This window comes from Pedobacter caeni, assembly GCF_900129215.1.
GTDB lineage: Bacteria > Bacteroidota > Bacteroidia > Sphingobacteriales > Sphingobacteriaceae > Pedobacter > Pedobacter caeni.
The window spans coordinates 774,286-799,124 of sequence record NZ_FQUQ01000001.1; the positions used below are offsets into that span (position 1 = coordinate 774,286).

Sequence of the window (24,839 nt, forward strand, 5' to 3'; positions counted from 1 at the left end):
AATCAGGCCAAAACACACCTGAATCAGGACAATCTTCAGGCTTTATCTTTCATCATCTGCCGAAGTTGACTTGTGCTTTTATATCCACATTCCCTGGCGATCCAGTCCATCTTATGGTTGTCGTTGAGTAGGTACATTGCTTTTTCCATACGTAATTTCTGTACATATTCCCCTATAGTGAGACTGGTAGAAGATTTAAACAGACGGGTGAGCGATCTGGGACTGATATGAACCAATGCGGCCAGTTCCGGAATGCTGATCTTTTGCCGGAGGTGATGGGCAATGTAATCCTGAACCTGATGAACCTGTTGGTTAATGTGCTGTCTGTTTTGTATGTAAATACTATCCTGCTGATCTTTACCTTCGCGACGAATATACACCACCATATCTTTAGCCACCGTACAGGCAAAAGCAACACCATGTTGTTCCTCTACCAGGAAAAGGGCAAGGTCAATGCCTGTGGATATACCTGCACTGGTGTAAATATTCCCGCTTTTAACATATAACCTGTTCTCGATTACCTTAATTCCCGGGAACTGCTCCTGTAAGCGGGTAGTCCAGGCCCAATGGGTAGTACAATTCTGACCTTCCAGTAGCCCGGCTGCCGCCAGGGCAAAAGCGGCAGTACAAACAGAACATATGGTTGCCCCGGTAGCAGCCGCATGTTGCAGCCATGGAATCCACAATGCATCATCTGCCCGGTTCCACCTGGAGAGTTTCATACCAGCTACGATAACCATATCGCTGGCATTAACGTTGATCTCTCCAAGTGTTCTTACGTTGGTAAAGCCAAGGCCGCTTGAGGAAACCGGCTGTGCATAAGGAGAAACATAACAAAGTTCGTAGGGTTTACCCAGACAACCGGACTCGTAAAATACGGTTACAGCACCGGCAAGGTCCAACAGGTGAACACCATCAAAGAGAAAAAAGATAATGCGCTGAGATGTCATTCTGCTAATTTAATTTATTCCTCTCTTAACTGTCTTCATTCCGTGTAAAATATAGTTTGTCATTGAAATTTTATAGCTTGCAGAAAACGATTGCTATGAAATCCCTCTTTCTGACTTTGTTTCTGGCCTTTACATGGTCGATAACTGACGTTAAAGCCCAGGATCCTGTAAAAATTAAGCAACAGGCTACGATAATGGCCAATGCTTTTTTTAAAGGAGATCTTAATACCCTGATGGATTATACTTATCCAAAAGTATTGGCCAGAAGTGGTGGAAAGGCTAAAATGATGGCATCAATCAAAAAAATTCCTCAACATTCCTCAATCAATGTACCTGGGGGATATGTAACCAGTACTTCTCCGTTAATGGGGATCAGTGGGGACGGAGGTAAAACATGGACCTTCATTTCCGCAGGAAATATGGGCAAGGCGGAGCTTAAGCAGCTTTTTCCAAAATTCAACCATGATCTCGTTCTGGAAAAAGCAAGCACTCCTGTATTTCATAAAGAATAAATATCTTCTTTAGGGTTTGGCTGACCTTTGCCTGTAGTGATCAGGTTACGCAAACTTTTTTTGACATAGCCATTCCAGCTATCAAAACAAATATCGTAACATTCGTAAGCAGGAACCAACCCCCAATGGGTAAACTGAACCTGTGTCTTACCTTCTTTTTCAGAAAGGTTAAACTCTAGTTTTGTACCAGTCCATTCGGTTTTGTCTTCCGTGAAATTGAAATAGTTGTCCAAAACCAGCCAAACAATTTTTTGATTGGGTATCAGTTCAATCAATTTCATGGTACACTTATGAATGTCTCTGAACTGGTACGTAAATTCATCGTTGAGCTGAGTGGTATTGCCTTCAATATTTTCGGACCACCAACCACGTACATTGGTGATCGCATTGAATACCGCATCCGGGGTTTCATCCACAGAAAACGTAGTGTTAAAATCTGATGTAGTCATTTTCTTAGTTTTTTTCAGGTAATTCCTTATTTAATAAAGTTTCTAGTTTTTTCAATTTAGAAGCCCAAAAGTTGTCGAAGTAAGAAAGCCAGGCCTGCAGTTCTTCAAAACCATCCTTTTTCAGACTGCAATAGCGTTCCCTGCCACTGTCCTCAATGGAGATAAAACCTGCGTTATGCAGTATTTTCACATGCTTGGAAACGGCGGGGCGGCTCATGTCGAAATGCTCTACCAGGCTGTTGATGGTTAAACGATCTTCTGAGAGGAGCATCAGCATCTTTCTTCTGCTAGGGTCGCCTATGACCTGGAAAGCATCAAGCCTTGATTGTTCCATGTTCTGGTGCATCTAAAAGGGTTTTTATCTTGTCGAGTTTTTCCAGCCAGCCGGCAGTCAGGCCATTGAAGAAATTCAGGTTTTCTTTTTTTGCGAAGCCGCGGTGTTCCAGAATGACTTCCGTGCCTTTATCTGTGGCCTGTAATTTCCAGACAACGACAGAATCAAGCGTAATTTCACCTTCGCCGGGACCGCTTTTCCAGGAATAAGAAAGCTCAGTAAAGGGGACAATCGCTAATACTTTGCAATAGAAAATGCCGTCAAAATCCAGACTGGGTATCGGGTTTGTCCTGAACTGAAAGTCATGCCCGATGATGGGTTTAAAATCATTTTTCATAAGCCATTGCTCCATGAGCTCTGGGTTTGTCAGGTATTCCCAGACCCGCTCCTGCGGATGAGGGAAGAAGAATTGATGTTTAATTAGTTTTGCCATAATAAGTAACTTGTAGGTTACTCAAATATATAAGTAACTTCTGGGTTACGCAAATGTTTTTTCATAAAAAATGAAATTTATGTCTGCAGGGCCTCGATAATACTTTTGTCAGTTTTTCTGTTTCCTCCCATTTCTTAAAGTAGTTCAATTTTATGTTCTGTTCTGAATTTTCACTTTTGCGATGTAACTAATAATTAACAATGATCAAATCTATTCAATTTCAAAACCTACATCATTTCCTGAACAATCGCTGGTTTTTGAATTTGTCCAATACCAATTTTTAGGAGCAGTACCGGATAGAGATTCAGTCCGGAGGAGCTATCGGGAGATGGCATGGGAATGTAATGTTCTCTTTTAAACAAGTATAAATAAGTCTTAAATATCATATTATGAAAATAACCTCTTTAGCTGTTGTGACCATTTTTATAGCTGGCTGTAGTTCTTCAAAACCCCAGGATGCAGACCCTTCCGCAGCAGTAGCTTTACCGGTCGGAATTGTGGCATCCCAGTCGCAGACTACCTTTCAGGATTATCCTGCCGCCATCCGTGGAACGACCAATGTAGAGATCCGCCCACAGGTAAACGGAATGCTTGATAAAATTTTTGTAGATGAGGGCTCTTTTGTAAATGCCGGACAGCCGATCTACAAAATCAACGATTTGCCCTTTCGGGCTGCATTGAACAATGCAAAGGCCAACAGGCATGCCATGGAAAGTACGTTGATCAATGCACGGTTAGAACTCGATAAATTAACCCCATTGGTTAAAAACAATGTGGTATCTGATTACCAGTTAAAATCGGCAAATGCCGCATATGAGGTAGCCCGGGCAAATGTAGAACAAGCCAAAGCCAATGTTTCGACTGCGCAGATCAATCTGGATTACACACTGATCAAAGCCCCGGTAAGTGGCTATATCAGTCGGCTACGTAAGAAAAAAGGAAGTTTGGTTGGGCCGAACGACCAGGAACCTCTTACTGAGTTATCAGATGTGCGTGAGGTACATGTCTATTTTGCATTGGCGGAAAGGGATTTTGTGAATTTCAAAGCACAATATCCTGGTGAGACCCTCCCCGAAAAGCTAAAGAAACTACCAGAGGTGTCATTGCTGTTAACCGATGATAGTGAATATCCGAAAAAGGGTAAGATCGATATGATTGACGGGCAATTTGATCACAACACAGGGTCTATCACCCTGCGTGCAGTATTTCCAAATACATCGGGATTGCTTCGTTCCGGAAATACTGGAAAAATAAGGTTAAGCCTGATGCATAAAGATGTGATCATGGTGCCTCAGGAAGCAACTGTAGAGATGCAGGACAAAGTTTTTGTCTATGCCCTCACAAAGGACAATAAGGTAAAGATGAAAGCCATTAATATCATAGGAAAGAAAGGGGCAGATTACCTGATAAAAGAGGGCGTCGAACGTGGTGAACGATTCGTTTTAAGTGGATTCGGTAACCTGCAGGAAGGTGCAGAAGTTAATCCTCAGCCAACAAAATAATCATTCAGCAAATCATTCAAAATCATGTTTAGAAAATTTATAGAAAGACCGGTTCTGGCTACGGTAATCTCCATTTTATTGGTGGCACTTGGATTAATCGGACTCTTCAAACTACCATTACAACAATTCCCTGATATTGCTCCACCTGCCGTTCAGGTCACCACGGTTTATCCTGGTGCAAACGCTGAAACTGTGCTAAGATCAGTTGCCCCTTCACTGGAAGAATCTATTAACGGTGTGGAGAACATGACTTACATGAGTTCAACCGCAAGTAATGATGGCTCGTTAACGATCACCGTCTACTTCAGACTGGGAACGAATCCCGATCAGGCAGCAGTGAATGTTCAAAACCGCGTAGCGAAAGCCACTAGTCAGTTGCCAGCCGAAGTGATCCAGCAAGGGGTAACAACGGTGAAACAGCAAAATGGCGAGATCATGGTATTTGGCTTATTCACAGAAGATGAAAAGAAATACGATGCCGCTTTTGTAGGCAACTATGCCCAGATTAATATTATACCAGAGGTTAAACGTATTCCAGGAGTGGCTACTGCAACGCCATTGGGTGGCAATAAGGATTATTCCATGCGGGTATGGCTTAATCCTGCTCAGATGCAGAATTATAAAATCACTCCTAATGAAGTCATGGCTGCGATCCAGGACAAGAGTCTTGAAGCTGCACCAGGGCGCTTTGGTGAAGGGAATAAGGTTGTATTTGAATATGTAATTAAGTATAAAGGAAAGCTGACCAAAGCTGATGAGTACGAGAATATAGGCATACGCGCAAATGCTGATGGATCCACTTTAAGGTTAAAGGATGTAGCCAGAGTGGAGTTTGGGACTTATACTTACAACAGTCTTACCCGTTTAAACGGAAAAAAAGGAATTACGATAGGCGTTTCCCAGCTGGCCGGATCAAATGCCAATGAGATTCAGATTGGCATTGCCAAACTTATGGAAAAGGCAGCTAAAGATTTCCCTTCAGGGATAAAATATGAAATCTTTTACAATACTAAAGTTTCATTGGACCAATCCATTGAGCAGGTGATTCATACCCTGATTGAAGCCTTTATTTTGGTCTTTATCGTGGTATATATCTTTTTACAGGATTTTCGCTCCACGTTAATTCCGGCCATTGCTGTACCTGTAGCGATCATAGGAACTTTCTTTTTCATGCAGTTATTCGGTTTTTCTATCAATCTGCTCACCTTATTTGCGATGATCCTGGCGATCGGTATTGTGGTCGATGATGCCATTGTCGTGGTCGAGGCAGTACATGCAAAAATGGAAGATAAAAAAATCGGTGCTAAGGATGCCACCATTGAGGCGATGCATGAAATTACTGGTGCTATTGTCTCTATTACCCTGGTGATGTCGGCGGTTTTCTTACCTGTTGGATTTTTAGAAGGTTCTACCGGTGTATTTTACAGGCAATTTGCATTTACGATGGCAACGGCGATCATTATCTCTGCAGTGAATGCCCTGACCTTAAGCCCGGCATTGGCAGCGTTATTCCTGAAAAGCGAACATACTGATGAAAGCCAGTCAAAAAAAGGCTTTGCCAGAAAGTTCTTTATTGGATTTAACAGCAGTTTCAGTTCAATGACAAACAGGTATGTTGGCGGACTTAAGTTTCTGATCCGTCACAAGTGGTTAAGTATGGGCGGCCTGCTGGTGGTCATTCTGGCTACCATCTGGATGGTCAGAAACACACCAAGCGGATTTATTCCTGCAGAAGATCAGGGTTTTATTGCAGTAGCTCTTAGTGCGCCTTCAGGTACTTCATTAGACGGGACCATAAAGGTAATGGATATTGCGGAAAAGAAATTGCTAGGTATGGAATCCGCTGCTTTTATTGATGCACTTTCGGGCTATAATGTGTTAACGGGTTCTAACAGTTCGTCGGCGGGGGTTATTTTTGTTACCCTAAAGTTAACAGATAAAAGGGGCAAGGTCAAAGACCTGAATGAGATCATGGAGCAGATCAGGGCGAACCTTGCGGGTATTAAAGGGGGCAGCTTCTTCGTTTTCACCTTTCCAACTGTTCCGGGATTTAGTAATGTCGAATCCCTTGAGGTGGTGATGCAGGATAAAACCGGTGGTAAGCTCGATAAGTTCAGCCAGATCACCAATGGCTTTATCGCTAAATTGATGCAACAGAAGGAAATCGGCTATGCCTTTACTTCCTTTAAAGCAGATTATCCGCAATTGCAACTGGAAGTTGATGATGATAAAGCCGGGCAGCTTGGGGTAAAAGTGAAGGATGTTTTACAAACGATGCAGGCATATTTTGGAACCGCTCAGGCTTCAGACTTTAACAGGTTTGGCAAATACTACCGTGTTTTGGTTCAGGCCGATATCACCGACAGGACCGATCCATCTGCAATGGATCGTGTATTTGTTAAGAATAACCTTGGAGACATGGTGCCTATAAATAGTCTCGTGAAGCTGAAGCGGGTATATGGTTCTGAAACCGCTTCCCGGTATAATTTGTTTAGCTCTATCGGGCTGAACGTGATCCCTAAACCAGGATATAGTACAGGGGAAGCAATTAAAGCCGTACAGAATTTAGCAGCCAAAGAACTGCCAAATGGTTATTCTTTTGAGTTTTCAGGACAAACGAGAGAAGAGCTTTCCTCCGGAGGGCAGTCGACCATCATCTTTATCATGAGTCTGATATTTGTTTATTTTATACTTTCTGCGCAATACGAAAGCTATATATTGCCTTTAGCGGTCTTACTTTCTATCCCTGCAGGCGTTTTTGGTGTCTTCATTGTTCTTGGTCTTACCGGAATAGAAAACAACATCTATGTACAGGTTTCCCTGATCATGTTAATTGGTTTGCTGGCCAAGAATGCTATCCTGATTGTTGAGTTTGCCATTCAAAGAAGAAAGAGAGGGCATAGCCTGATCGATTCAGCCATTGAAGCGGCAAGGCTTCGCCTGAGGCCCATACTCATGACCTCTTTAGCTTTTGTTGTGGGATTGTTCCCTATGAGCATTGCAACAGGTCCTTCTGCCCAGGGAAATCACTCCATCAGTATTTCTGCGGCCGGGGGAATGTTATCAGGAGTATTGCTTGGTTTATTTATCATTCCGGTTCTGTTTGTGCTGTTCCAGAACTTACATGAAAAAATAACAGCTAAAACTATCAAATAACATCTATGAAATCAGAAGGTGTAAATCAATTAAATGAAAGCTGCTCGGGCAGCTCATTAACATAATGACATGATAAAGATCAATATTAGCATGCTTGCTTTGTTACCTGTTTTAATGCTGGGTTGCAAGGTCTCCAAAGAGCATCAAAAGCCATCGTTACCCATCAATGCCCAGTTTAGATATGCGGCATTAAATACCGATACCATTAGCGTCGCTGAGCTGCGATGGGAAGAGTTTTATACAGATGTTACCCTGAGGAAGTTGATCGATACTGCTTTAATCAGAAATTACGATATGCAGATTGCATTAAAGCAGTTGGAATCAGCTGGGCTATTGTTTAAACAGGTAAAATGGAACCATATTCCGGAATTGGCCTTGCAGATCGCAGCCAATTCCAATCGCCCCTCCGATAACAGTACCACAGGAATGAACATCAGGCAGTTCAGGAGCGGGTCCAACCATATAGAAGATTATTCTGCCAGCTTGCAACTTTCCTGGGAAGCAGACATCTGGGCTAAAATCCGTAATCAGAACAAAGCGGCACTGGCGACTTATCTGCGGACAGACGAGGCTAGAAAACTGCTGCAAACTGAACTTATAGCCCAGATCTCACAGGGATATTATCATCTTTTAATGCTGGATGCACAACTTGAAATTGCGCAGAAGAATGTGGCACTAAATGACCGTACTTTAAGTATGGTCAGGCTCCAGTATGATGCTGGGCAGGTTACTGCTCTGGCGGTACAACAAGTCGCTGCGCAAAAGCAGGCCGCAGCTCAGTTGCTGCCGCAGTTTGAGCAACGGATCATCCTTCAGGAAAATGCATTAAAGATACTTACCGGTCAGTTACCAAACCGGATAGAAAGGAAGGACAGGTTATCCGGAATATCTATCACGGCCAATTATGCCACAGGAATGCCCGCTGCCATTGTTGGCCGACGACCGGATGTGAGATCAGCAGAACTTGCCCTGACGATTTCAAACGCGAATGTGGGGATAGCCAAGGCAAATTTATACCCCGCTTTAAGGATTACAGCAGGTGGAGGTTTGAATGCTTTCAGGGCGGCCGACTGGTTTAATGTGCCGGCTTCTTTATTTGGGATCGTAGCGGGAAGCATCGCTCAACCTATTTTAAACAGCAAACGCCTGAGAACACAATATGAGATCAGAAAGATTGAAAGAGAACAAAACGTTATGGCTTTCAGGAAATCAGTATTGAATGCAATGGGAGAAGTATCTGATGCATTGAGTAACATTGAAAAGCTAAAAGATCAGCACCGTATTGCAGCCGATCGTGTAATGACCCTGCAAAACGCTACAGCCAATGCAAGCCTCTTGTTTAAAAACGGAATGGCCAATTACCTGGAGGTGATTACTGCCCAGGGAAATGTATTACAGGGAGAGCTGGAGCTGGCCTCTTTAAAAAGAGCTGAACTTCATGCGGTTTCGGATTTATACCGCTCACTAGGAGGAGGATGGAAATAGTAATACTTTTGTATAAAAGTCAGGATTGAATGCAGAAAGATCTATTACACCATATCGGAAAATTCATCCCCTTGAATGAGGCTGAACAACAATTACTTGTGGATAGGATAAGGTATGAAAAGATCCCTAAAAAGGGATTTCTTTTACAGGCAGGTAAGGTTTGCAGTGGTCGTTTTTTTGTGATCTCAGGTTGTTTGAGACAATATGTGATGAAAGAAAATGAGTCAGAACAAATTATACAATTCGGTCTTCCTGGCTGGTGGATTTGTGACCATCGCAGTCTTGAGAATGGCGAGCCTTCGGAATATTATGTTCAGGCCACTGAGGTTTCGGAGGTGGCCATTATAGATGCGGGGGTTCAGGAAGAACTATTCTCAAAAATACCATTATTGGAGCGGTATTTCAGGTTGATTTTCCAAAGGGCATATGATGCTTCCTTGACCAGGATAAGTCTTGAATACTGTATATCAGGGGAGGAGAGGTACCATCAGTTTGCTAAAAACTTCCCTGATTTTGTTCAAAAAATCCCTCAGTATATGCTGGCCTCTTTTCTGGGATTAACACCTGAATTTATCAGCATCATAAGGGCAAAAAAAAAGAGGTGAATTTCTTAAAGTAGTTCAATTTTTAGTTTCCTGATGAATTTTCATTTTTGCATTCATTCATTTAAAAATAATTAATCATGATCAATCATAATCAAATTCAAAAAGCCGAAACTTTTCGTGAACAACATTTATCGGAGAAACTGCTGTTATTAGCCAATGTATGGGATACACTTAGTGCAAGACTGATTGCCACACTTGGCTTTCCTTCCATTGCGACAGCGAGTGCTGCAATGGCCCTGTCCAATGGATATAAAGACGGAGAAAACATTCCGTTTAAACACTTGCTAAACGCTGTAAAACAAATCGTGGAGGCTGTTGATGTTCCCGTAACAGTTGATTTTGAACGGGGCTTTACGGATGACATTTCACAATTAAAAGAACATATTGGTTTATTGATTGAAACTGGTGCTGTCGGACTGAATATAGAAGATGGAAAAGGACATGGAAAGGGGCTGTTGTCTATTGAAGAACAGTGCAAAAAAATAGAAGCGATAAGAGCAGTTGCCGTAGAACTGAACGTGCCTATCGTAATCAATGCCAGGACCGACATCTATCTTCAACCTTATGAAAACAACCGGATTGAAAAGGTGATTGAGCGGGCTAACGCATATCAGGCAGCAGGTGCGGATGCGGTATATCCGATATTAATTGACAACTATAAGGAGATATCTACGCTGAAGGAAATGACTACCCTGCCAATCAACGTCTTTTTACTGGAGTCGATAGGAAATTTGAAACAACTTGAAGAGTTGGGTGTGTCCAGGGTTAGTGTAGGACCGGCTATGATCAATGGGGCAATCACCAAAATGAAACAACTGGCCGAAGGATTGCTCAACTACGAGACTCATGAGTTTTACAGTCAGAAAATGGTTTCCAATGATTTCCTGGATAAGCTGATATAGAAAAACAGATTTTAAAGGGCTGATGGTTTATGTATCCCTCAGCCCTTTAAGGTTAAGAGATGATCTCATTCATGGCTGTCAGGATCACCGGACTGCCACTTGTCACAAGAATCGTATGTTCATGCTGAGCTACGAAACCACCTTTATTTCCTAAGAACGTCCAGCCATCGGCTTGTTCTACCGCCAATGTAGATTGCGTAGCGATGAACGTTTCTATGGCTACAACACTATTTTTCTTAAATCTTTCCTGATTAAAACGGTCACAATAATTCAGAATCTGGTGAGGCTCTTCGTGCAGGCTTCTGCCGACACCATGACCAGCAAGATTTTTAATCACTGTATATCCGGATTTTTTAGCTTCGGTTTCTATGATTCTGCCAATCTCGGAGATTTTAACCCCACCTTTGATGTGCTGTAAAGCTTTTGTCAAAATTCTTTTTGATGCTTCTACCAAGGGGGCATGATTGTACAAATCCTGTCCGAGAACGAAGGAACCTCCATTGTCAGACCAGAAGCCATCCAATTCTGCTGAAACATCAATATTGATCAGGTCACCTTCTTTAAAGATCTTATTTTCAGTAGGAATACCATGTGCAATTTCATTGTTTACACTGATACAGGTCCATCCCGGAAAGCCATAGGTTAACCTTGGAGCAGATTTCGCTCCTTTTGCCTGAAGTATTGCTCCTCCAAAGTTATCCAGCTCCAACGCTGACATTCCCGGTTGCGCATAAGCCCTCATTTCCTTCAAAGTAAGGCCTACAATTTCACTTATTCTACTGATACCCAGTAATTCAGCCTCGGATGATATAGACATATTTTCAATTTATTTCGTTAATCAAAGGTACAAATTCATAAGATTCTTTCATTTTATTCATAGAATTTTATTTTTCCAGCAATTCATTTAAAGTTTTTCCTTAAATTCCCTTAAGAAATATCTTCTTTACATTCATTATAGGAATAAATTGCTTTAACTGCTGTAAATTAGCCGCGCCAAAACACTTAATCCCTGAAAAATTATGGCCATAAAGAGAGTATTGAAAGTCGGTTTAGATTCTGCCGCACCATTTCCCATGCATTCGGACTTTAATTCCGGAAAATTTGAAGGGTTTGAGGTAGATTTGTTAAGCGAAATAGCAAAACACCTTGATTTTGAGATACATTATGAAGTTTCTTTATGGAAAACCATTCTGGAACAGTTATTTAAAGGAGAGTTAGACCTGATTTGTTCGGCAGTAACAGTTACTTCTTCCAGAAAACACATTCTGGAGTTTACAGAACCCTATCTTCATTTCCGGCTTTGTGCGGTGGTGCCTGCAGAAGGAGTACTGGATGAATTAAAAGATTTCAAAAACAAAACAATTGGTGTAAGAACGGCTACGGAAGCAGAAAAACATGTGCATACTAAATTTCCTGATAACAACATGTTCCATGCAGATACCAATAAAGAGCTGTACCGAAAGCTTCAGGCCGGAAAGATCGATATGCTCGTAGATGATTCTCCGATTGCAGGTGGCTTCCTTCAGAACAACAATAAGCTAAAGATAGGCATGTTTCTTCCGAATACCGATTCTCATTATGCCATTGCCATGAAAAAAGGAGATGTTGAGCTGAGGAAACAGTTTAACGGAGCGATGAAAATGCTGAGAGAGAACGGAATCTACGATGCCATTTATGCAAAATGGTTCAGTGAGATTCAGTTTTAGGATGCCATCCGGCGTCTAGAGCTTTGTTGCACAGTACTTACAGAATTTAGCATCCTGATCATGGCCTTCGCGACCACACCCAGGGCATACCTGATGGTGAAAGCCTTTGTTTCTTGCTGCTGCAGCCATTTCGGTAGTAATGATTCCGGTAGGTACAGCAATGATCGCATAGCCGATCAGCATCATAAATGAGGCAACAAATTTACCCATTGGTGTAACAGGGGAGATGTCTCCATAGCCAACCGTGGTAATGGTAACAATGGCCCAGTAGATGCTTTCCGGAATACTGGAGAATCCATTTTCTTTATTTTCGACCAGGTACATAACAGAACCCAGAATGACCACCAGGGTAAGTACGGTGAGCATAAAAATACTGATCTTTCTTAAGCTACCACTGATGGCCACAGTGAGAAACTTCATTTCTGAAAGGAATCTTCCTAACTTAAAGATTCTGAAGATCCGCATTAGCCTTAAGGCCCGTAAAGCCAATAAAGACTGGCTGCCAATGAAAACGATACTTAGATAAGAAGGAATCAGGGCCAGTAAGTCTACAATTCCAAGAGGGCTTTTAACATAATTTAAAGGATGTTTAATGACCACAAGCCTGAGGATATATTCCACAGTGAACAAACCTGTAAAAGTCCATTCAATCACGGAAAATAAGGTTCCGTATTTCTGATGGTAACTGTCGATACTGTCCAGCATTACCACCAGGATACTGGCAAAGATGGCAATCAGTAAACCTACATCAAAAGCTTTTCCGGCAAAGGTATTGGCCTCGTAAATGATTTCATGGAGCTTGCCCCGCCAGTCTTTATTCTTTTCGTTCTCCGTATTCATAATCTGTGATTGAAAGCCTTTTGTTTTTTAAAAGATGCTTTAATTACCTGCAAATATTTCTTTGATTGCTTATAAAAGGCCTTTTAATTGTGCCCAGACATTTTCTGCAAGGATTTTTTGTCCTTCAACGGTTGGGTGAATTCCGTCTTTCTGGTTCAGCTTAGGAACGCCACCAACACCCTGAAGGAGAAATGGGACCAGCACCATATTGTTTTTCTTTGCCAGTGCCGGATACATAGATTTGAATTCCTGGGCATAATCAGCACCCATACTAGGCGGCATCTGCATTCCTGCAAGCAGAAATTTAACCTGAGGGTATTTCTCTTTTACTTTATCTGTGATTTGCTGAAGGTTGACCTTTGTTTCGGCCAGCGGAAGTCCTCTCAATCCATCATTGGCGCCAAGCTCCAGTACCATAATGTCAAAAGGCTGTTTCAACAGCCAGTCGATCCTGGCTTTTCCTGCTGCTGAAGTTTCTCCGCTTAATCCTGCATTCACCACTTTATAAGGTAATTTCAGGGAGTCTATCTTTTTCTGAATCAGGGCCGGAAAAGCCTCGGTTACATCAAGGCCATAACCTGCGGTAAGGCTGGTCCCAAAAAAAAGGATTTTTTTAACACCTGCACCATCGGTTTTCTTTGCTGCGGTTTCCAGGGTATCGGTTTTATCTTTCCCGGAATCTGAATTTGCCTGTCCGCCACAAGAAGATAGCAGGGAGGCCACGGAAAATAACGTGGTAAAAACGATAGAACTTACAAAATGATGACGTAACATATAGGTTTAATAAGGGCCTGAATATAGTCAATATTGCGGATAGCTCGTATATTTAGCGGGTATTCGCACATAAAAAAATTATCTGACCCCCTAAAAATACTAAAGAACTGCGCCTGTGGAAGACATCCTGAACATACGAAATGTAAGTAAGATTTACCAAAATGCCGGACATCAGCTCACTGTACTGGACAACATCAGTTTCTCTATTCAAACCGGATCTACAGTATCCATTACCGGTCCATCGGGAAGTGGTAAAACCACTTTATTAGGACTTTGCGCAGGGCTGGACCGTTCCAGTTCGGGGAGTGTGGAACTGAATCAGGTGGCTTTGGATCATTTAACAGAAGATCAAAGGGCGGCTGTCAGAAACCGCTATGTAGGATTTATCTTTCAGAACTTCCAGCTCCTGCCTACCTTAACTGCGCTGGAGAATGTGATGGTTCCGCTGGAATTGAGAGGGGAGAAAAATATAAAAAGTCATGCGCTGGAATTACTGGATAAAGTAGGGCTGGCTGACCGTTCCGGGCATTACCCCATCCAGTTGTCGGGCGGAGAACAGCAAAGGGTATCACTTGCCCGTGCATTTTCAAATAAACCAGCGATACTCTTTGCCGATGAGCCTACAGGGAATCTGGACGCAGAAACGAGCGATAAAGTCATTAAACTGATGTTTGACCTGAACCGCGAAGCGGGAACAACCCTGGTTATTGTGACTCATGATCTTGACCTTGCTGCGAAAACCAACAGGATGATCAAATTAAAAGGTGGAGTGATCATTTCTGATTTAGAGTTGAGCCATGCCTGATCAGAAATTTAACATCAAAAGACCTATAAATTATGCCTGGCTGTTCAAGATGGCCTGGAGAGATAGCCGTAAAAGCCGATCAAGACTGTTTCTCTTTATCTCTTCAATTGTATTGGGGATTGCCGCGCTTGTTGCCGTTTATTCCTTCAGGGATAACCTTCAAAGAGACATAGACAACCAGGCGAAAGAGCTGACTGGCGCTGATTTAATGATCGAAAGCCGCAGGGCACCAAAGGAATCTGTTGCGGCGATGCTGGATACTTTGGGAGAACAGCAGGCACGCGAGAAAAACTTTGCCTCCATGATTTATTTCATCAAAGGCACCGGAAGCCGGTTGATTCAGGTACGGGCGCTGGAAGGAAACTATCCGTTTTACGGAGAAATAAAAACCAGGCCGGCTGCAGCAGCGAAGCACTTTAAGCAGGGCAGGAACGCATTGGTAGATAAAACAACGATGCTGCAGTTCAATGCGGTTGTTGGGGATTCCATCAAAATCGGGAGCCTTCATTTTGCCATAGCAGGAAGCCTGGAGAGTGTTCCGGGGCAAAGCGCAATTGCCAACACCGTAGCCCCGGTGGTCTATATTCCGCTTCAATATCTGGAACAAACAGGATTAGACCAGGTTGGCAGCAGGATTCAATACCGTTATTTTTACAAATATGACCGTGCGGCATCTGTAGAAAGAGATTTAAAACGTTACCAAAGAACTTTAAATAAAGAAGGACTGGACCATGAAACTGTGGCTACTAAAAAAGCCAGCACGGGAAGGGCATTTGGTAACCTGAACAAGTTTCTGGCCTTATCTGGTTTTATTGCATTATTGTTAGGTTGTGTTGGGGTAGGCAGTGCCATCCATGTGTACATTAAGGAAAAGCTGGGCACCATTGCGACCTTAAGGTGTCTAGGATTAAATGCCGGAGAAGCATTTCTCATTTACCTGATTCAAATTGCAGTGATCGGCCTGATCGGAGCAGTTGCGGGTGCAGTTATAGGAACCCTGGTACAGTTTGCATTACCTGCAGTTTTGCAGGATTTTATTCCCATTGACATCAGTATACAGATTTCCTGGACTGCAATTGCACAGGGACTGGCCATTGGACTGATCATTTCTATTTTATTTGCCCTGCCATCTTTACTTTCTGTAAGGAATATTTCGCCTTTAAATGCGATAAGAGCTTCTTTTGATACGGTTACATCTAAAAGAGATTTCTTAAAATGGCTGGTTTATCTGATCATCGTGCTTTTCGTATATGGCTTTACTTACCTGCAAATGAATGGCTGGCTCGAAGCCTTACTATTCATGGCCGGTCTGCTGATTGCTTTTCTTTTGCTTGTTGGACTTTCTAAATTATTGATGTTGATCTTAAAGAAGTCCATCCCGGATTCCATGAGCTATTTATGGAGACAGGGTTTTGCAAATTTACATCGCCCGAATAACCAAACCTTGTTGCTTACCGTATCTATTGGCTTGTCTACGGTCTTTATTGTGACGCTTTACCTGGTGCAGGGAGTATTGCTGAATAAGGTTTCTCTTTCTTCAGATTCGTCGGAATCGAATATGGTTATGTTTGACATTCAAACGAGCCAGCGGGAGCAGGTGGCAACGATGACCAGGCAATATCAGTTGCCAGTAATGGCTGAAGTACCTATTGTGACCATGAGGATAGAAGAGATTAACGGGAAAACAGCTGCAGAACTGGATCAGGCGGACAGCCTGGATCAAAAAAGCAGAAACTTATCCACCAGAGCGTTTAAAGGAGAAATCAGGGCGACTTATCAGGATAGTTTAAGGGCGACAGAAGAACTCGTGGAAGGAAAATGGACTGGTGTAACACCTGCTGGCGGAGTGGTTAAGATTTCCCTTGAAAAGGGGTATGCAGAAAGAATCCATGTCAAGGTTGGAGACCAGATCGTCTTCAATGTACAAGGGCTCTTGTTGCCTACAGAAATCGGGAGCCTCAGGGTGGTCGACTGGAATACGGTAAAACCCAATTTCAGGGTGGTATTTCCGACAGGAGTATTGGAGCAGGCTCCGCAGTTTTATGTCCTGATGACCCATGTTCCCTCAGAAAAGGTCTCTGCAGATTTTCAGGGAGCGGTGGTTAAAAAATTCCCTAACGTTTCTATTATAAATTTAGGTCTGGTATTGCAAGTGCTTAATGAACTGCTATCTAAGATTAATTTTGTGATCCGTTTTATGGCGGGTTTCAGCATGGCAACCGGATGGATTGTGCTCTTATCAGCAGTGATGAGCAGCAAGGGGCAGCGGCTTCGGGAGAGCGTATTGCTGAGAACGATGGGTGCAAACAGAAAACAAATACTAACCATCACTGCGCTTGAATATCTGTTCTTAGGTATCCTGGCTTCGGCTGCAGGAATCATTCTGGCGGTTGCTGCGAGTTGGGCGGTTGCAGTTTTTAGCTTAAATAGTACCTTTGCCCCGGATATCCTGCCTTTATTACTGTTTTTTATCCTTATCCCAATATTGGTGATGGTTACCGGTATTTATAGCAGCAGGAGCGTCCTCAACCATCCTCCATTGGAAATATTAAGAAAAGAAGCATAGATGAACCTGAATGTCCTGGATTATTTTTATACCCTGATTCATCTGCTGATCATTGGGTTTAACCTGTTTGCCTGGGCATTTCCGGCTACCAGAAGGCTTCATTTATATGGGGTAGCGGTTACACTCGGCTGCTGGCTGATCCTGGGCATCTGGTATGGCATAGGTTATTGTCCGGTAACCGATTGGCAATGGCAGGTAAAGGAGCAGCTTGGAGAACAAAACCTGCCCAATTCATTCGTTAAATATTATGCAGACAAGATCAGTGGGACTTCAGTTGATGCCAGTCTCATTGATGCATTTACCGCTGGTTTCTTCCTTTTGTCGATCATAATCTCAGTTTATCTTAATTTTTTTCATAAAAAAACAAAGCTGCAAAGCGCGTCTAAATGAATCAGGTAACAGGCCTGTTACTCTGCTTTTTATGAAAGGACGACAAGAAGGTTTTTTAGTTAAGTTCCACTGTGAAAGCACATTTAGCTGCATTTTTTTGTGTCTAATTTCCTATGTTTAGAAAATTTAGCGGCAAAAATCACGTTTGATTAATGTTTTGCTATTGAATCTGCACATATGAATAGACTACATACCTACCTTTTCTTTTTAGTACTGATTTTGTTCAGCTCCTGTTCTTCTGTTTACATGCCAAATGTACCGAACACACCTATGTTGAGTCAGAAGGGAGAGTTTAGCGGTGGGGCACATGTGACCCCCAGGGGAAATTTCAGTGTCAATGGTGCTTATGCCGTTTCCAATCACCTTGGGGTATTGTTTAGTGGCGCTTACATGAATAAGGAAAGAACCTCAAAAGATTACCGTAATAAATCAATAGAAGTCGGAGCAGGGTATTTTGACACATTTGGCCCCGACAATAATCGTATTATTGAAATATATGCAGGTTATGGTGGTGGAAGCACTGACCGTAACTTCAGGGAATACGATGATCATAAAGTGCTGACCAGCAATATCGCAGAAGAGTTTACCTACACTAAAACCTTCCTGCAGGTGAATTACAGTTCCAAGAAAAACGCCAACTTCAGATTATTTGGAAACAACTATCCATTAAACTATGGAACAGCACTCCGCATCAGCCATCTGAAGATGGATACTTTCCTGAGCAACAATATTGGGCAGCCTAAAGAAGACAATATGTTCATAGAGCCTATTTTCTTTACCAGGATGCGCTTAAGCGATGCGGTTCAACTCCAATACACCACGAGCGGTAATTTTGGCTTAAAGAGCAGGAAATTCATGAATGCAGGAAATTCCATTTTTACTGTAGGAGCAGTTGTAAATCTTGGTGGAAAGAAAAAAGAAGTTAAATAGACAATATCGCCTTCAGATTCCTGAGTTTTGTTTTTAGCCCGGAACCTTTTTTTAAGAAGGCAGGAAAGCCTTTTTGCAGTTTAATGGACTTTACGGCTTCATACCCCAAAGCAATGCTCCTGATCTTATTCAATAGAAAAGTATCATCTTTAAACAGATCGGCTTCATTCAGGAAACCATTTTTCAGAAAGTCACGGATCAGTACAGCCATTTGCTGATTGGCATACAGATGGAGAGGGAGGTTAAATACTTCATTGTTTAAACGTTCAAAAAGCAGGTTGATCCAGTCGACCTGTTCCAGGTCAGTTACCACGATTTTTCCCTCTTCCAGACGGATGTGTTCCAGGAATAATTTAGCTTGCTGTCTGTTGATCAGTCCTGCATGTAAGGCATCTCTTAAGGTGTAATCCAGACGATCGGCGCAGAGATGGGGTAAGGGCTGTTCCAGGATAGAGAAAGACCCGTCAAGGATCTGGTCCAGGTGATAGCCATGTTTCAGGAGTACAGCAGGGACATCGGAGTTCATCAGTATTTCTGCAAACATCTCTTCGTGGTAATTTTCTTCCCGGTTCTGAAATACATAATCTCCAACATGTGAAAAGGCAGTATGTGATGCATCATGGAGCAATCCGGCAATCTGTTCCAGTTCAGAACCTCCAAGGCTCCTGATCAGCAACATGACCCCAATGGAATGTTCCAATCTGGAATGACTTAAATCAGGATTCACTAAAAATATAGCGCCACTCTGATGGATCCCCGCGAGTCTCTTCATTGTTGCGCTGGCTAATAAATCTTCAAAAACTGCTGGCAGTTCTACATTTCCATAAAGCAAATCGCTTACTCTTATCATACCTTTTCAATTTAGTTTACTGTCTCCGACCAAACCAGCAGCTGTTATTGCGGGATAACGGAGATACAATATTACTAATTATTTTAGTATTAAAAAATAAAACATACTAACAATAATAGAAATACCTGTTGATTACTGCTATTGGTAAAATGTACTTTCATAGCCGTGATATAGTACCTATATTTGGCCTATATTCATTCCTTTCCGATGCAGCGATCTTCCGACACCATTTATACCTTACAATTTGGACTTGTTTGTTTAAGTTCTTTTCTCTTTTCTGCAAGTTTCAATATGCTGATCCCTGAATTGCCGGCTTATTTAAGCAATATGGGAGGAGCGGAGTATAAAGGACTGATCATTGCCTTATTTACCTTAACGGCCGGAATTTCCAGGCCATTCAGCGGAAAACTTACCGATACCATTGGAAGAGTTCCTGTGATGGCGGTAGGTTCATTGGTTTGTTTTGTCTGCGGCTTTCTTTATCCCTTATTAACCACTGTTGCCGGGTTTCTTTTTTTAAGGTTGATTCATGGCTTTTCTACCGGATTTAAACCTACAGCTACCGCCGCCTATGTGGCAGACTTAGTGCCTGTTAACAGATGGGGAGAGGCGATGGGAGTACATGGTGTTTGTTTCAGTACCGGCCTGGCAATCGGCCCGGCAATAGGAAGTACGATAACCGATCATTATTCTATAAACATCTTATTTTATTGCTCTTCACTTTTCGCCCTGTTGTCTATTGTGATCCTGGCCAATATGAAAGAGACGCTGCCAGATAAAGAGAAATTTAAGTTTTCTCATTTAAAGATCAACAGGAAAGACATTATTGAATGGCGGGTGATCCCTTCTGTAATAATCATTTTCATGAGTTACATTAGTTATGGGGCGATATTGACAGTGATTTCCGATTGGAGTAAACATCTTGGAACAAGCAATAAGGGTTTGTTTTTTATGGTCTTTACCCTGACCTCCCTGTTGATCCGTTTTGTTGCAGGTAAAGCTTCAGACCGTTACGGCAGACCAATCATACTGAAGGTCTCTCTGGTACTGCTGGCGATCTCCTTATTCTGGATCGCGGTGTCTGACTCTTCGCTGATGCTCATGTCGGCTTCTGCACTTTATGGTGTGGCCACAGGAATGTTATCTCCAACGGCTACCGCATGGACCGTAGACCTCAGCGACCCGCTTCACCGCGGAAAAGCAATGGCTACCATGTATATCGCCCTGGAAGCGGGGATAGGTCTGGGTGCATTGCTGGCTGGGTGGTTGTTTATTGATGACCTCGCCATGATTCCTGTAACGTTTTACTACTGCACCGGGATCACTTTACTGGCATTGGTTTATTTGCAATTTGTCTATAAACCAAAGCCTTTGGTTCCGGGAATATAAATTTATTCTGGTTTTCTGTTACTTTCTGAAAGTTATGCCGAATAAATTTATATTTTAGCTAGCTAATCAACATTTAGACCACAATGAGCTCACTACACAAATACGATTACATCGTATTTTTCATTTACTTTGTAATTGTATCCTCCTACGGTTTCTGGATCTATTACAAAAAGAAGACTGCATCTGCAGATTCCAAAGATTATTTTTTAGCTGAAGGTTCTCTAACCTGGTGGGCCATCGGCGCCTCCCTGATTGCCTCTAACATCTCTGCAGAACAGATGATTGGGATGAGCGGGTCCGGGTTTAAGCTGGGACTGGCAATTTCAGCTTATGAATGGATGGCTTCTGCAACATTAATCATTGTTGCAGTGTTTTTTATGCCTGTCTACCTGAAGAATAAGATCTTTACTATGCCTCAGTTCCTGAGTCAGCGGTACAATGAAAGTGTAGCCATGATCATGGCTGTATTCTGGCTGATGCTCTACATTGTGGTGAACCTGATGTCTATCCTTTATCTGGGTGCATTGGCCATCAGTGGAATTTCCGGATTAGACCTTACTGTCTGTATTTTAGCACTGGCCTTATTTGCCATTTTCATCACCCTTGGAGGAATGAAGGTAATTGGTTATACCGATGTGATCCAGGTCTTCTTCCTGGTACTTGGTGGATTGGTGGCTACTTATATCGCTTTAAACCTGATCTCCGGTGGAGAAGGAATCGTTAAAGGTTTCGGACTTCTGAGAACAGGTGCTTCAGAACATTTCCACCTGATCTTTAAGAAAGACAATCCGAATTATATGGACCTTCCGGGATTAAGTGTCCTTATTGGGGGGATGTGGATTGCCAATTTAAGTTACTGGGGATGTAATCAATACATTACACAAAGGGCATTGGGCGCCTCTTTACCTGTGGCCAGATCCGGTCTTTTATTTGCGGCTTTCCTGAAAATGCTGATGCCGGTGATTGTGGTGATCCCTGGTATCGCAGTATATTTAATTGTTAAAGACAATATGGGCGGAATCAACGGGGATAGCCTATTGACAGCTTCTGGTGTTCAGGATCCGAATAAAGCTTATCCTGCATTACTTGGATTGTTACCTGTAGGTTTAAAAGGGCTTTCCTTTGCAGCGTTAACCGCCGCGATTGTGGCTTCTCTTGCAGGTAAGGCAAACAGTATCGCCACCATATTCACACTTGATATTTACAAAAAGGCATTTGAACCGAATGCCACTGAAGGTAAAATGGTGAACATCGGAAAGATCACTGTGGTGGTTTCTATGCTGATTGCCGTGGTACTTTCCCTGATTGTAGGCGATGCATTAATGGGCGAAGGAAAACAAGGATTCCAGTACATTCAGGAATATACCGGTTTTGTATCTCCGGGTATCTTTGCCATGTTTATTCTTGGCTTCTTCTGGAAAAAGACCACTTCCAATGCGGCACTGTTTGCAACCATTGGTGGTTTCGTCGTTTCGGTACTGCTAAAATTCTTACCGGGATGGGTGGACCTTTCTGGTTTATACGAGTACGGATGGGCAGTAGCCAACTCTTCGGGAGTGTTTGAAATTCCATTTATGGACAGAATGCTGATTGTTTTTGCTGTCTGTATCCTTGGAATGTACTTCATCAGTATCTATGAGAACAAAAAAGGAATTGTTCCCAAAGGTCTGGAGATCGATGCTAAGATGTTCAAAGTATCGACCTCATTTGCTATCGGTGCATTAATTATTATTACCCTATTGGTTGCTTTGTATTCTGCCTTCTGGTAGACCGGTCATATTTTCATAAAAACGTCTCCATGTATAATGGAGGCGTTTTTTTATGCCCAGCCCAAATCAATAATCCATGTTTTACGAAAACAATTTATAAAAATCATCAAAAACATGAATCAACTGAAAAACAAATGATTATACGATAAAATATTTGGTTATTAGAAATTTGTTTAACCAGAAATATCTATCTAGATTGTGGCTGCACTAACACTATGCAGTATCAAATGAGTAGAGGATTATGGTTTACCCATATGTTAATGAGCATTGCGATGATGGCTTCCGGGCAGCAAAGACCTCAGTACACCCAGTATGTTTTTAATAATTATCTCTTAAATCCTGCCATTTCCGGTATAGAAAATTATACCGATGTTAAGTTTGGTTACCGGAATCAATGGCGTGGAATTGACCAGGCCCCAATCACAGCTTATTTTTCTGTTCATCTGCCTTTAGGGAAACAATATTTATACGGCAATTCCAATTCCTTTGATGAAAAAGGGAGTAATCCCATGAAAAGGAGTTACGTACATACCTATATGGCTTCGGAGCCACATCATGGTATTGGTGTGTATGGAGTGGTAGACAGGACCGGGCCTATTACCAGTAGTGATTTCAAGCTTACCTATGCTTATCACCTCGGTCTTTCCCCTAAGATCAACCTCAGTGTAGGTGTAGCTGCCGGAGTTTCCAGGTTAATGCTTGACATCTCCAAGATCAGCCTGGAGAACAGCCTTGATCCCGCAATAGCTGAAAATGCAAGTAACAAATTGCAACCGGATTTATCGGTAGGGACATGGCTCTATGGTCCGGATTTTTTTGCTGGGCTTTCCGCTCAGCAACTATTGAACAGGCCGATCAGCTTCAGCACTGATGCCTCTTATAACCAAGGGAAACAGGTGCCTCATGTTTTTATTACAGGTGGCTATAAATTTTTCATTACTGATGAAATCGCCGGATTGCCTTCAGTGATGTTTAAATATGTATCTCCGGCACCCATATCAACAGATTTGAACATGAAGGTCGCTTTTAAAGATAAATTCTGGCTGGGGGCAAGTTACCGCTCCAACGATGCTGTTGCAGTGCTTGCAGGCTTCAATGTCAGCTCGCTTTTTGTGTTGGGCTACTCTTACGATTTCACCACCTCAGAACTGGGCAGAGTGAGTACCGGGAGTCATGAGGTAGTTTTGGGAATTCTTTTAAACAACAGGTATAAAGTCACCTGTCCACAAAAAGCCTGGTAAAATGTTACCAGGCTTTCTGCAGAAAAGGTATTCTGTTTATAGGTTATCCGACGTTATACTGTGGATCCCATTTTTCGATGCGTTCTCCATATAAGGCCTTATTTGCCAGGTGAACACATATTGCGGTCGTGGCTCCGGTAATCACATTTGAATCCGGCTGACGCTTTTCTACAATCGATTTATGAAAGTCCTTTAACGAATAATAAGTACCATCTTTAGCCGGAAGATCTGTTTTTATGGGAATTCCGCCATCTTTATTCCATACGATTTTTGTCGCCCCGGTCACTCCATCAACCGTCTCCAGTTCTTTTTTGATGGTTTTTTCGGGATAAAATATAGCTTCATTTACCAATAAGGAGATGGTTCCTTTTGTCCCTTTCAGTTTAAACAAATAGCTATCCCGCTCATTTGCAAGGGTAGTGCCGAAGTTTCCGATCATTCCTTCTTTGGCATAACGGAACATCACCTGAACATTGTCGTAAGTCTCTCTGCCATCTTTATAAAAATCAATTCCTCCGGTAGCAAAGATTTCCTGTGGATGGGTATCAAATGCCCAGTTGATGAAGTCCATCTGATGGGAGAGGAGCTCTGCCATCAATCCACCAGAATACTCTTTATACATCCGCCAGTTGATTTTTCTTTCCAAAGATGGGTCAGGAACATTTCTGCGCCAGTTGTTGTTTCTGTCCCAACGGCTTTCCACCTGAGTTACTTTGCCCAGATAGCCTTTATCGATCATCTCTTTTACCTTGTAATAGATAGGGGCATAGCGGTATTGATGACCAACCTGTAAAATCTGATCAGGATGCGCTTTAACGATCTTTACCAGGTCCAGCGCCTCGGTAATGTTATAGGTCATCGTTTTTTCCAGATAAACATGTTTACCTGCCTTTAACGCATCCACAGCAATCGGAAAATGCATGTTCAAAGGAGTAGAGATAAACACTGCGCTGATGGTTTTATCGTCCAGCAGCGCCTTGTAATCTTTGTATTGTTTTACACCCGGTTGTTGTCTCAGCGTTTCGTTAAGCCTAAAATCCAGTACATCACAAATCGCTGCTACTTCAAATTCTTCAGGAAGCTGTCTGGCGATGTGAAGAAGCCCTTTTCCCCGGTCGCCACAGCCAATTACGGCTATTTTGATCTTTCTTTCCGGATCTAAACTATCCATTCTTCCGAACATATCTTTAGGCAGCAATAATCCGCCGGCCAGAATTCCTGTACTTTGTATGAATTTTCTTCTGAACATCT

Annotated in this window: 23 protein-coding genes; 14 read left to right on the top strand and 9 right to left on the bottom strand. The window is 42.4% G+C overall.

Translation table 11 applies throughout. The features are described 5' to 3' along the window. Positions 1 to 35: 35 nt before the first annotated feature. Positions 36 to 950 carry a GlxA family transcriptional regulator gene (locus tag BUC20_RS03200; RefSeq protein WP_073227319.1) on the bottom strand — a complete coding sequence of 305 codons (915 nt, stop codon included), beginning with the start codon at positions 948 to 950 and terminating at the stop codon, positions 36 to 38. A 95-nt stretch (positions 951 to 1,045) separates the two neighbouring features. On the opposite strand from BUC20_RS03200, the gene BUC20_RS03205 reads away from it, so the two are divergent. Then, a complete protein-coding gene (locus BUC20_RS03205; protein WP_073227321.1) occupies positions 1,046 to 1,462 on the top strand; it encodes a hypothetical protein in 417 nt (138 codons plus the stop codon). Here the strand turns inward: BUC20_RS03205 and BUC20_RS03210 are convergent. The 3 genes from BUC20_RS03210 to BUC20_RS03220 are packed head-to-tail and all read right to left on the bottom strand — an operon-like array spanning position 1,450 to position 2,678. Then, positions 1,450 to 1,911, bottom strand: a complete 462-nt coding sequence (locus tag BUC20_RS03210) for an SRPBCC family protein (protein ID WP_073227324.1) — start codon at positions 1,909 to 1,911, stop codon at positions 1,450 to 1,452. The two genes, BUC20_RS03205 and BUC20_RS03210, sit on opposite strands and share 13 nt — an antisense overlap. A 4-nt stretch (positions 1,912 to 1,915) precedes the next feature. Further along, positions 1,916 to 2,245 (bottom strand): ArsR/SmtB family transcription factor, encoded by a 330-nt coding sequence (locus tag BUC20_RS03215; protein ID WP_073227325.1) that lies wholly within the window; start codon positions 2,243 to 2,245, stop codon positions 1,916 to 1,918. After that, positions 2,226 to 2,678, bottom strand: a complete 453-nt coding sequence (locus BUC20_RS03220) for an SRPBCC family protein (protein WP_073227328.1) — start codon at positions 2,676 to 2,678, stop codon at positions 2,226 to 2,228. Before BUC20_RS03220 ends, BUC20_RS03215 begins: the two co-directional genes overlap by 20 nt. Positions 2,679 to 3,067: 389 nt before the next feature. Between BUC20_RS03220 and BUC20_RS03225 the strand changes: the two genes are divergently transcribed. From BUC20_RS03225 to BUC20_RS03245, 5 genes are all read left to right on the top strand, one after another. Next, entirely contained in the window at positions 3,068 to 4,180 is a 1,113-nt protein-coding gene (locus tag BUC20_RS03225; protein WP_073227330.1) for an efflux RND transporter periplasmic adaptor subunit, read from the top strand. Between the two features lie 24 nt (positions 4,181 to 4,204). Then, positions 4,205 to 7,336, top strand: a complete 3,132-nt coding sequence (locus BUC20_RS03230; RefSeq protein ID WP_073227333.1) for an efflux RND transporter permease subunit — start codon at positions 4,205 to 4,207, stop codon at positions 7,334 to 7,336. 69 nt (positions 7,337 to 7,405) lie between these two features. Further along, positions 7,406 to 8,821, top strand: a complete 1,416-nt coding sequence (locus BUC20_RS03235) for an efflux transporter outer membrane subunit (RefSeq protein ID WP_200800877.1) — start codon at positions 7,406 to 7,408, stop codon at positions 8,819 to 8,821. A gap of 29 nt (positions 8,822 to 8,850) precedes the next feature. After that, on the top strand, positions 8,851 to 9,426 hold the full coding sequence (locus tag BUC20_RS03240; RefSeq protein ID WP_073227336.1) for a Crp/Fnr family transcriptional regulator: 576 nt from the start codon (positions 8,851 to 8,853) through the stop codon (positions 9,424 to 9,426). A gap of 77 nt (positions 9,427 to 9,503) precedes the next feature. Beyond that, complete coding sequence (locus BUC20_RS03245; RefSeq protein WP_073227339.1) at positions 9,504 to 10,328, top strand: isocitrate lyase/PEP mutase family protein; 825 nt, start codon at positions 9,504 to 9,506, stop codon at positions 10,326 to 10,328. A gap of 52 nt (positions 10,329 to 10,380) precedes the next feature. Here the strand turns inward: BUC20_RS03245 and map are convergent, their stop codons facing one another. Beyond that, positions 10,381 to 11,145, bottom strand: coding sequence for a type I methionyl aminopeptidase (map, locus tag BUC20_RS03250; protein WP_073227341.1), 765 nt, complete (start codon positions 11,143 to 11,145; stop codon positions 10,381 to 10,383). Between the two features lie 202 nt (positions 11,146 to 11,347). On the opposite strand from map, the gene BUC20_RS03255 reads away from it, so the two are divergent. Continuing rightward, the gene (locus BUC20_RS03255; protein WP_073227344.1) at positions 11,348 to 12,034 is read left to right on the top strand and encodes a substrate-binding periplasmic protein; all 687 of its coding nucleotides are present in this window, start codon (positions 11,348 to 11,350) and stop codon (positions 12,032 to 12,034) included. A 15-nt stretch (positions 12,035 to 12,049) separates the two neighbouring features. Here the strand turns inward: BUC20_RS03255 and BUC20_RS03260 are convergent, their stop codons facing one another. Together BUC20_RS03260 and BUC20_RS03265 are read right to left on the bottom strand one after the other, a co-directional pair. Then, positions 12,050 to 12,874 (bottom strand): ion transporter, encoded by an 825-nt coding sequence (locus BUC20_RS03260; protein ID WP_073227347.1) that lies wholly within the window; start codon positions 12,872 to 12,874, stop codon positions 12,050 to 12,052. A gap of 69 nt (positions 12,875 to 12,943) precedes the next feature. Next, a complete protein-coding gene (locus BUC20_RS03265; RefSeq protein WP_073227355.1) occupies positions 12,944 to 13,648 on the bottom strand; it encodes an arylesterase in 705 nt (234 codons plus the stop codon). A gap of 115 nt (positions 13,649 to 13,763) precedes the next feature. On the opposite strand from BUC20_RS03265, the gene BUC20_RS03270 reads away from it, so the two are divergent. From BUC20_RS03270 to BUC20_RS03285, 4 genes are all read left to right on the top strand, one after another. Beyond that, positions 13,764 to 14,453 carry an ABC transporter ATP-binding protein gene (locus BUC20_RS03270; protein ID WP_073227358.1) on the top strand — a complete coding sequence of 230 codons (690 nt, stop codon included), beginning with the start codon at positions 13,764 to 13,766 and terminating at the stop codon, positions 14,451 to 14,453. Next, complete coding sequence (locus BUC20_RS03275; RefSeq protein WP_073227361.1) at positions 14,446 to 17,019, top strand: ABC transporter permease; 2,574 nt, start codon at positions 14,446 to 14,448, stop codon at positions 17,017 to 17,019. The genes BUC20_RS03270 and BUC20_RS03275 overlap by 8 nt, the downstream gene beginning before the upstream one ends. After that, the gene (locus BUC20_RS03280) at positions 17,020 to 17,409 is read left to right on the top strand and encodes a DUF2784 domain-containing protein (protein WP_073227364.1); all 390 of its coding nucleotides are present in this window, start codon (positions 17,020 to 17,022) and stop codon (positions 17,407 to 17,409) included. A gap of 177 nt (positions 17,410 to 17,586) precedes the next feature. After that, a complete protein-coding gene (locus BUC20_RS03285) occupies positions 17,587 to 18,339 on the top strand; it encodes a hypothetical protein (protein WP_073227366.1) in 753 nt (250 codons plus the stop codon). Here BUC20_RS03285 and BUC20_RS03290 read toward each other — a convergent pair. After that, positions 18,332 to 19,189, bottom strand: a complete 858-nt coding sequence (locus BUC20_RS03290) for an HD domain-containing protein (RefSeq protein WP_073227369.1) — start codon at positions 19,187 to 19,189, stop codon at positions 18,332 to 18,334. The genes BUC20_RS03285 and BUC20_RS03290 overlap by 8 nt on opposite strands. Before the next feature lie 207 nt (positions 19,190 to 19,396). On the opposite strand from BUC20_RS03290, the gene BUC20_RS03295 reads away from it, so the two are divergent. The 3 genes from BUC20_RS03295 (at position 19,397) to BUC20_RS03305 (ending at position 23,588) form a co-directional block, all read left to right on the top strand. Further along, entirely contained in the window at positions 19,397 to 20,578 is a 1,182-nt protein-coding gene (locus BUC20_RS03295) for an MFS transporter (RefSeq protein ID WP_073227371.1), read from the top strand. Between the two features lie 83 nt (positions 20,579 to 20,661). After that, the gene (locus tag BUC20_RS03300; protein WP_073227374.1) at positions 20,662 to 22,347 is read left to right on the top strand and encodes a sodium/sugar symporter; all 1,686 of its coding nucleotides are present in this window, start codon (positions 20,662 to 20,664) and stop codon (positions 22,345 to 22,347) included. 227 nt (positions 22,348 to 22,574) lie between these two features. Beyond that, the gene (locus BUC20_RS03305) at positions 22,575 to 23,588 is read left to right on the top strand and encodes a PorP/SprF family type IX secretion system membrane protein (RefSeq protein WP_073229427.1); all 1,014 of its coding nucleotides are present in this window, start codon (positions 22,575 to 22,577) and stop codon (positions 23,586 to 23,588) included. A 43-nt stretch (positions 23,589 to 23,631) separates the two neighbouring features. Here BUC20_RS03305 and BUC20_RS03310 read toward each other — a convergent pair whose 3' ends face one another. Continuing rightward, entirely contained in the window at positions 23,632 to 24,837 is a 1,206-nt protein-coding gene (locus BUC20_RS03310) for a Gfo/Idh/MocA family protein (protein WP_073227377.1), read from the bottom strand. Positions 24,838 to 24,839: the final 2 nt, after the last annotated feature.

Coding starts and splice junctions, on each gene's coding strand:
- BUC20_RS03200 (WP_073227319.1), bottom strand. CDS start 950: ATGACATCTCAGCGCATTATCTTTTTTCTCTTTGATGGTGTTCACCTG.
- BUC20_RS03205 (WP_073227321.1), top strand. CDS start 1,046: ATGAAATCCCTCTTTCTGACTTTGTTTCTGGCCTTTACATGGTCGATA.
- BUC20_RS03210 (WP_073227324.1), bottom strand. CDS start 1,911: ATGACTACATCAGATTTTAACACTACGTTTTCTGTGGATGAAACCCCG.
- BUC20_RS03215 (WP_073227325.1), bottom strand. CDS start 2,245: ATGGAACAATCAAGGCTTGATGCTTTCCAGGTCATAGGCGACCCTAGC.
- BUC20_RS03220 (WP_073227328.1), bottom strand. CDS start 2,678: ATGGCAAAACTAATTAAACATCAATTCTTCTTCCCTCATCCGCAGGAG.
- BUC20_RS03225 (WP_073227330.1), top strand. CDS start 3,068: ATGAAAATAACCTCTTTAGCTGTTGTGACCATTTTTATAGCTGGCTGT.
- BUC20_RS03230 (WP_073227333.1), top strand. CDS start 4,205: ATGTTTAGAAAATTTATAGAAAGACCGGTTCTGGCTACGGTAATCTCC.
- BUC20_RS03235 (WP_200800877.1), top strand. CDS start 7,406: ATGATAAAGATCAATATTAGCATGCTTGCTTTGTTACCTGTTTTAATG.
- BUC20_RS03240 (WP_073227336.1), top strand. CDS start 8,851: ATGCAGAAAGATCTATTACACCATATCGGAAAATTCATCCCCTTGAAT.
- BUC20_RS03245 (WP_073227339.1), top strand. CDS start 9,504: ATGATCAATCATAATCAAATTCAAAAAGCCGAAACTTTTCGTGAACAA.
- map (WP_073227341.1), bottom strand. CDS start 11,145: ATGTCTATATCATCCGAGGCTGAATTACTGGGTATCAGTAGAATAAGT.
- BUC20_RS03255 (WP_073227344.1), top strand. CDS start 11,348: ATGGCCATAAAGAGAGTATTGAAAGTCGGTTTAGATTCTGCCGCACCA.
- BUC20_RS03260 (WP_073227347.1), bottom strand. CDS start 12,874: ATGAATACGGAGAACGAAAAGAATAAAGACTGGCGGGGCAAGCTCCAT.
- BUC20_RS03265 (WP_073227355.1), bottom strand. CDS start 13,648: ATGTTACGTCATCATTTTGTAAGTTCTATCGTTTTTACCACGTTATTT.
- BUC20_RS03275 (WP_073227361.1), top strand. CDS start 14,446: ATGCCTGATCAGAAATTTAACATCAAAAGACCTATAAATTATGCCTGG.
- BUC20_RS03280 (WP_073227364.1), top strand. CDS start 17,020: ATGAACCTGAATGTCCTGGATTATTTTTATACCCTGATTCATCTGCTG.
- BUC20_RS03285 (WP_073227366.1), top strand. CDS start 17,587: ATGAATAGACTACATACCTACCTTTTCTTTTTAGTACTGATTTTGTTC.
- BUC20_RS03290 (WP_073227369.1), bottom strand. CDS start 19,189: ATGATAAGAGTAAGCGATTTGCTTTATGGAAATGTAGAACTGCCAGCA.
- BUC20_RS03295 (WP_073227371.1), top strand. CDS start 19,397: ATGCAGCGATCTTCCGACACCATTTATACCTTACAATTTGGACTTGTT.
- BUC20_RS03300 (WP_073227374.1), top strand. CDS start 20,662: ATGAGCTCACTACACAAATACGATTACATCGTATTTTTCATTTACTTT.
- BUC20_RS03305 (WP_073229427.1), top strand. CDS start 22,575: ATGAGTAGAGGATTATGGTTTACCCATATGTTAATGAGCATTGCGATG.
- BUC20_RS03310 (WP_073227377.1), bottom strand. CDS start 24,837: ATGTTCAGAAGAAAATTCATACAAAGTACAGGAATTCTGGCCGGCGGA.